Genomic DNA, 5906 nt, shown 5'->3' with positions numbered 1-5906 from the left:
CATAGCGGAGGGGAAACGCCCGGACCCATTCCGAACCCGGAAGCTAAGCCCTCCAGCGCCGATGGTACTGCACTCGACAGGGTGTGGGAGAGTAGGACACCGCCGAACATCCGTTACCGGAAGCCCCCCAACACCTGTTGGGGGGCTTCCGGCATTCCACAACAAAAACTCCCGTCGGGAGCGCTCGAGACCCCTCAATTTGCAGCCGCGTTCATCGCGGGCCGACCCGTTGGTCATATCTTCGGTGATGTTGGGATGTCCCCCGATTCCCGAGACACGTTATGGTCCGAAGATCGTGGTCCGCCACCACGCCAGCGCCGTTTGGCGATGACATTGCGGTGGCAGTCACATTCGTCGGCGTCGGATTGTCACGCAAGTGTGCGTGCGTCGGCCCGGTTGAGCGCGGCCAAGCGGCCCCTCCGCCGTCGCAGCTATCTGAAATCCTCGGTCGCCGTGGACTATCGCGGTGTCCCGAGTAATCGCCCCTCAGATTGTGAGGTGTGCCGGCACCGCAACCCGGAGGGCTCCGGGTTTGTGGGATACGGACCGTCGTCTATTCGGACGGAACACGTTTCCCGATCGCGTCGGATCAAGAGTCCGGTCGATGCCGGAGTGATTGTGTCTGGGCAGCGAATGCACGATCGGACGCGGCTGTCCCGGAGGTGCGTCGAGGAAAGATCCCGTACGGATTCCGTCCGAACCTCGGGGGCACGTCTCCCCGAAATCGAGCTCGTTGCTGTCGTGACGAGGCTCAGCGAAAGTCCCCAGTTGGGCTCGGCGAAATTCCCCACCTGTGAGCGGTGATTACTGTAGCGGCTGCCGGGGCGCTGAGGTTGCTTTGCGGAGATTTTCGGATCGGGCGTGATGGTCTCGGAGGCGGTAGGAGTCGCCGTCGAGGTTGAGCACCACGGAGCGGTGCAGCAGCTGGTCGAGCATGGCCGCGGCGACGGTGGTGTCGCCGAGCACCTCACCCCATTCACCGACGCTGCGGTGGGTGGTCATCACGATCGAGGTCTTCAGATAGCGTTGCGTGACAACCTGAAACAATGCCGATGCCGCCTCGCCTGGCAACGGAAGATAGCCGAGCTCGTCGATGACGAGGAGGGTGGGGCCGGCGTAGAACCGCATCGTCGTTGCCCACCGGCCTTCGATCGCGGCCCGGTGGCAGCGGGCGGCGAGGTCGACGGCGGTGGTGAAGTAGGTGCGGTAGCCGGCGTGCACCGCGGCTCGCGCCAATCCCACCGACAGGTGGGTCTTGCCGACCCCGGGTGGGCCGATGAGCAGGATGTTCGTCGCGGTTTCCAGGTAGCGGCAGGTGCCGAGTTCGGTGATGAGTTTGCGGTCGAGGCCCGCCGCGGCGTCGTAGTCGAAGTCCTCGAGCGACGCCGGGGTCGGCAGGCACGCGAACCGCAACCGCCCGGCCAAACGTCGGGCCTCGGTCGCCTCGACCTCGATGGAGAGGAGTTCTTCGAGGGTGGCGGTCATCGACTGGTTGTTCTGTTGGGCGCGGTCGAGAACCCCGGGCAGGGCTTCGGCGGCGTCGTGGAGTTTGAGCACCGCCAGGTGTCCGCGCAGACGTTGGTAGAGGCTGGCGGCCTCGGCGGTGTTCGGCGCCGGAACCGCATCGCTTGGGCTGGTGGTCATGCGAGGGTGTTCCTTCCGCGGGCGGCGCGTTCGTAGGTGGACAGGTCGATAACCGTCGACGGCGTGGTCGTCTGCGAGGTTTCGGCTTGGCCAATGTTCGACATGTTCGGCTCGCTGATGTTGCGGCGCAATGCTTCCGCCGCTGCGATCGCATCAGGCCCGGGCGGGATCCGTTCCTTGCGGCGGTGCCGGCGCCCACCGGGACCGGCGGCGGCGAGAGCCGCCTGCTCGAGCGCGTAGACGTGGCCGTGGTCGCGGACCATCATCCCGGCCCCGGCCCCGGCCCCGGCCCCGGCCCCGGCCCCGGCCCCGGCCCCGGCCGGTCGAGACCGTCGACCAGATGAGCCTGCGTCATCGCCGGCGCCAGGGTCCCGCGCCACCGACCGGAATGCGCGAGCGACCCGACCAGCAGGTGCGCCGTAGACCCCCAGCCCCACGAGGCGGGCGGGTCCGGCAGATCCACCCAGTCCCACTGCGTTTCTTCGCCTGCTGGGTGGTCGATCACCGCGTTGACCCTGTCGGTGGCGTTCGCGCAGGCCTCGCACACCAGGCGGAGTTTGCGGTCCCGAATCTGCCGGGTCAGCGTCGGATACGACAGCCGATACCCGAGCTCTTCGAGTTCGTCGCACAGGGTGCGCGCCCACAGATGCGGGTCCTCGGCCAGCCGGCAGCTCACGTACTCGACGAACGGGGCGAACGGATCCGGTTCGCGGCGTTTACGCACTCCAGGGGTGCGTTCGTCGTTCAGATAGGCGCGGATGGTCTTGCGATCGCGGCCGGTGTGCCGGGCGAGCGCCGAGATCGACCAACCTCGTTTGCGTAGGGCATGTACTTCCACATCGTCCTCCCATGTCAGCATGAGAATGCGGGTCTCCTTCGACTAGCTGATGTGTGGTCAGAGACCATCAGCATTGAAGGAGACCCGCCCTCATTGGCGGAGCCACACGGGTGGGGAATTTCGGTGAGCGTTACTGGGGAATTTCAACGAGCGCCGTCAGTCGTGGGGTCCGAATTGCACTCGGGCATTGAAGAAGTCGCCCACGGCGCTCCATTCGGGCGCGGCGGCCGCTATCCTCTCGGGCCATGTCTCCGGGGAACGGTATCGCGGGGTCGATACCGGCTGATCGGTTCAGGACCTTGACCGGAGCAAAGACCTTTTTCGTCGTGCTGGCCGTAAGAGTAACGCTGAGATCGTTGCTGGGATGTTCATGTCGCCGTTTCTTGGTAAGGCTCATCTTCCTGGGTCCTCGGTGGAGGATCGCATTTAGTTCTCTCACAGCGTGTTTCGGCGCTTCAGGTTCGTTGTTCGCAGGAGAGGTTGCCGCTCATGCCTTTCGGCATCGGCGGATCAGGTCCGCGACCGACTCTCCATGGTTTTACCTGGTTGCCGACACCCCAAATGAGTGCGCTGTTTCGGTTGGTTCTGCAGACCGGCACCGAAGCGATAGTGCGCTCCGCCGGACCCGAACCGCGACCGGACGATCGTCGTTCGACGCTGGCAATCCGTCGTTATGACCGAGGGTAAGCAGCACGACGTGCTGTCTGGGGCGGGCAGCGGCCCCTCTCGCCTCGTCACCGAAATTTGACAGCCGCTTGGTCGAACGCGAGTCCCGATCAAAGGATTGAGTGAGGTAGCGGTGTCGACCGTCTCCTTCCTCGTTGTGTACTTGGCCTTCTGTCCCTGCTCGTCAGCCGCCTCGAAGATGCTCGTCGCTCTCGGTGCGGAGTGAAGCACGTCGGCATCGACTACAGCCTGTTCATCATGAGCCGCTCCCGGGCCGAACTCCGTGGCGGACGCAACGCCGAGATGCACCGGTCGGCACCATCGCAAAGCAAGCACCGGCTCACGCTTCTGTCGGCGGCGCATGAAAAATGACCACGGTATGGCATCGCAACATTGACCCCCAGTCCACCGTTCTCGACTCGAGTCGAGCCAGGAGGGACGAAGGGATAGTTTCCGTGGACGGTTGGGCTGAAGTGCGCCGTCTGCATCGTAGCGAGCGGGAACCGATCAGAATGATCGCCCGGCTTATGAGGCTTTCCCGCAACACCGTCCGTTCCGCGTTGGCCGCCGAGGGCCCCGATATCTCGAGACGCCAGGATAGGAACGAGTCCGAAGACGAGTCGGCGACCGTGATCGTCGAACGAATCGGGTGGAACACTCGATCCGGGGCTCGGTTGTCAAGTCGCCGAACTGCGCCCGGTCTACCTGCCGCCGAATCCTGCTTCATGCACCACCTACTTGCCCCGGGGAGATCGCCCAGTGTGATTCCTGTTTCCCGACGATCGTCCTCTTGATCGACCATGGTCAGGCCCGAACACCGACGAGGCTTCTGGGACGGCGAAGGAGCAATCGGGAGGTGGTGCCACCGCAAATTCGGACTGACCCAGGATTGCCAGGTTGCGGTGGTGACACCGCGCCGCAAACGGGTCCGCGGGTGCGCCCGGGCCGACCGGATCGACGCCGACCGGCATGCGATGCTCGCGCTCCCGCCGGTGCCCCCGGTGACCGGCCGGCGATCCTCGACCCAGTTGGCCCGCGATCACTTCTTAAAGCTCGACTCCAACGACTACTCGGTGCACCCGTCGGTGAGCGGCGTGTGCATCGAAAATGCCGCTAGCCTGGCCCGGGTGCCGGTGCGGTGCGAGGGCGCTCTGATCGCCGACTACCACTGGGCGTGGGCGAAACATCAAGACCATCGCCGATCACGAGTATGTCAAAGCTGCTGCGGCACTGCGCATGACCGCGAGTGCCAGAGCTGCGGATCGAGATCTCACCGGGGAACTGAATCCTCCTCACTCGTGCCTTGAAGGCGCCGACAGTGCGTGATGGTGCGGGACCGTTGATCGATCGGGCCCTGTCCGAGGCCTGATCCATCGAGGAGCTCCTGGTCGCCTGCCTGCAGCGGGAGGTCTCGGCCCGGGAGGCCATAGCGGCGAATCACGAATCCGGTCTGTAGTGCGAAAGCGCCGCGCATCTAGCCGCCCTCGACTTCGTGACCGTGAAGGACAAATTGGTCTTACTCGGACGGCGGGGTACTGGGCAAACGTCTGGCGATCAGGCTTGCGATCAGCGCTTGTCCGGGGGCCGCGGGTGTTGCTCGCGACCGCCGGCCCCCTGGGGCTCGCGCCTGGCCGACGCCGACCACACCGGCCGATTGGAAACTGAACTGATCAAGCTCGACCGCCATCCACTACTGGTGGTCGACGAGGTCGGCCACATCTCGTTCGATACGGAGAGGCGGCGAACCTGTGGGCACTTCCCTGCAGGACGTGCTCGGGGGATCTCTTTGCCCTCGTCTCGAGTAGCTACGAAGGCAACCGCAGCATGAGAATGCTCGAGAGATGTGCCCGCTTCCTGGCGCCGCACACGAGCCTTGTCGCCGCCCGGGGCCGGGTCCCCCTGCGCGGAGCGTTTCCTGTGGTCAGCACGGTGAGTGCAGAGCCCGTCAAGTGTGCAGTGTTGCCGTGTTCTCCGTCTGTGGCCCCATCGACGACAAGACGTACAAACCTGCGACTTCCGATGCGCCGCCATGCCCTGGAAAGCAACTGTCCATGTGGAGGGCGCAGTGGGGCGCCTACGGAATCGACATGGCCGCCACTCTCCGCGCGGCCGCTGGCACCTACGCCATGGTGATCATTCGTCTCACGTTCGTGCTGCTGATCGTCATGTCCGCTCGGCGCCTTTCGGTCCGCTCATCGCCACGCTCAGCTCGACTGTCGGTCGGAGCCGTATGCGGCGTCAGTGCCGCCGTGTCCGTGAGGCCCCGTCGGCCTCATCGATCCCTGGGCACCTCAGCGCCCGCGATCGAGCTGGACCCGCCTAGTCCTCGTACTCCCGAATACGAGATGCGCGGCCGTCCGAGTGGACGGCGTCCGCGGGCCCGCGATCAAGGCGCTTGCGTGGACCCATACACCTCTGGGCACATGGCTGTGGCCGCCTCGATCGAATGATGCGGAGGACTGCCCGGACAGTCCTCCTCGATGAGGCCGGCTGGTGAGAGTCGAGGGCCGGGCGCGCGACAGAGATGGCAGTGCAAAGGAGTTGGTAAGTCCAGAAATCGTGAGGTCGACTCCGGCAGACAGTTTCCTGAAAATCGACCGATTCGGGCGTGACCTGCGGATTTGGAATGTGCGTTCGGTTCGCGTAACTTATTCCGAGTCAGAGCGACACGGACACCGACTCCGCCTGTAAGGGCTGGGGACACGAGGTTGTACGGAGTGCCTGGCGAAATTTTCCGAAGTGGGCCATCGTGTATGGT

General features: G+C 64.8%; 6 protein-coding genes and 1 rRNA gene. 4 read left to right on the top strand and 3 right to left on the bottom strand.

Annotated features, from left to right (window positions below):
- Positions 1–108, top strand: a 5S ribosomal RNA gene (gene rrf / locus NOF53_RS27335); the annotation flags it as partial.
- 696 nt (positions 109–804) lie between these two features.
- Here rrf and istB read toward each other — a convergent pair.
- Genes istB through NOF53_RS27320 form a run of 3 tightly spaced genes read right to left on the bottom strand, consistent with a single transcriptional unit; the run spans position 805 to position 2503 of the window.
- Positions 805–1644: an IS21-like element helper ATPase IstB gene (istB, locus tag NOF53_RS27330; protein WP_255974782.1), complete on the bottom strand. Its 840-nt coding sequence runs from the start codon at positions 1642–1644 to the stop codon at positions 805–807.
- Entirely contained in the window at positions 1641–1910 is a 270-nt protein-coding gene (locus NOF53_RS28050) for a hypothetical protein (RefSeq protein WP_255974780.1), read from the bottom strand. The genes istB and NOF53_RS28050 overlap by 4 nt, the downstream gene beginning before the upstream one ends.
- The gene (locus NOF53_RS27320) at positions 1907–2503 is read right to left on the bottom strand and encodes a hypothetical protein (protein WP_255974778.1); all 597 of its coding nucleotides are present in this window, start codon (positions 2501–2503) and stop codon (positions 1907–1909) included. Before NOF53_RS27320 ends, NOF53_RS28050 begins: the two co-directional genes overlap by 4 nt.
- A gap of 867 nt (positions 2504–3370) precedes the next feature.
- Here NOF53_RS27320 and NOF53_RS27315 point away from each other — a divergent pair.
- The 3 genes from NOF53_RS27315 to NOF53_RS27310 all read left to right on the top strand — a co-directional run bounded on the left by NOF53_RS27315 (position 3371) and on the right by NOF53_RS27310 (position 4976).
- Positions 3371–3520: a hypothetical protein gene (locus NOF53_RS27315; protein WP_255974776.1), complete on the top strand. Its 150-nt coding sequence runs from the start codon at positions 3371–3373 to the stop codon at positions 3518–3520.
- Positions 3521–3948: 428 nt separating this feature from the next.
- Positions 3949–4455 (top strand): Mu transposase domain-containing protein, encoded by a 507-nt coding sequence (locus NOF53_RS28010; RefSeq protein WP_374212689.1) that lies wholly within the window; start codon positions 3949–3951, stop codon positions 4453–4455.
- Positions 4456–4640: 185 nt separating this feature from the next.
- Positions 4641–4976: a P-loop NTPase family protein gene (locus NOF53_RS27310; RefSeq protein ID WP_374212688.1), complete on the top strand. Its 336-nt coding sequence runs from the start codon at positions 4641–4643 to the stop codon at positions 4974–4976.
- Positions 4977–5906: the final 930 nt, after the last annotated feature.

Origin of the sequence: Rhodococcus tibetensis, from assembly GCF_024438035.1 — a bacterium.
Lineage (GTDB): Bacteria > Actinomycetota > Actinomycetes > Mycobacteriales > Mycobacteriaceae > Rhodococcus_F > Rhodococcus_F tibetensis.
The sequence above is the reverse complement of the archived record's forward strand: the minus strand, read 5'-3'. Positions and strand labels throughout refer to the sequence as shown.

Excerpts from the sequence above, each read along its gene's own strand:
- istB (WP_255974782.1), bottom strand. The coding sequence starts at position 1,644 with ATGACCACCAGCCCAAGCGATGCGGTTCCGGCGCCGAACACCGCCGAG.
- NOF53_RS28010 (WP_374212689.1), top strand. The coding sequence starts at position 3,949 with ATGGTCAGGCCCGAACACCGACGAGGCTTCTGGGACGGCGAAGGAGCA.
- NOF53_RS28050 (WP_255974780.1), bottom strand. The coding sequence starts at position 1,910 with ATGATGGTCCGCGACCACGGCCACGTCTACGCGCTCGAGCAGGCGGCT.
- NOF53_RS27320 (WP_255974778.1), bottom strand. The coding sequence starts at position 2,503 with ATGCTGACATGGGAGGACGATGTGGAAGTACATGCCCTACGCAAACGA.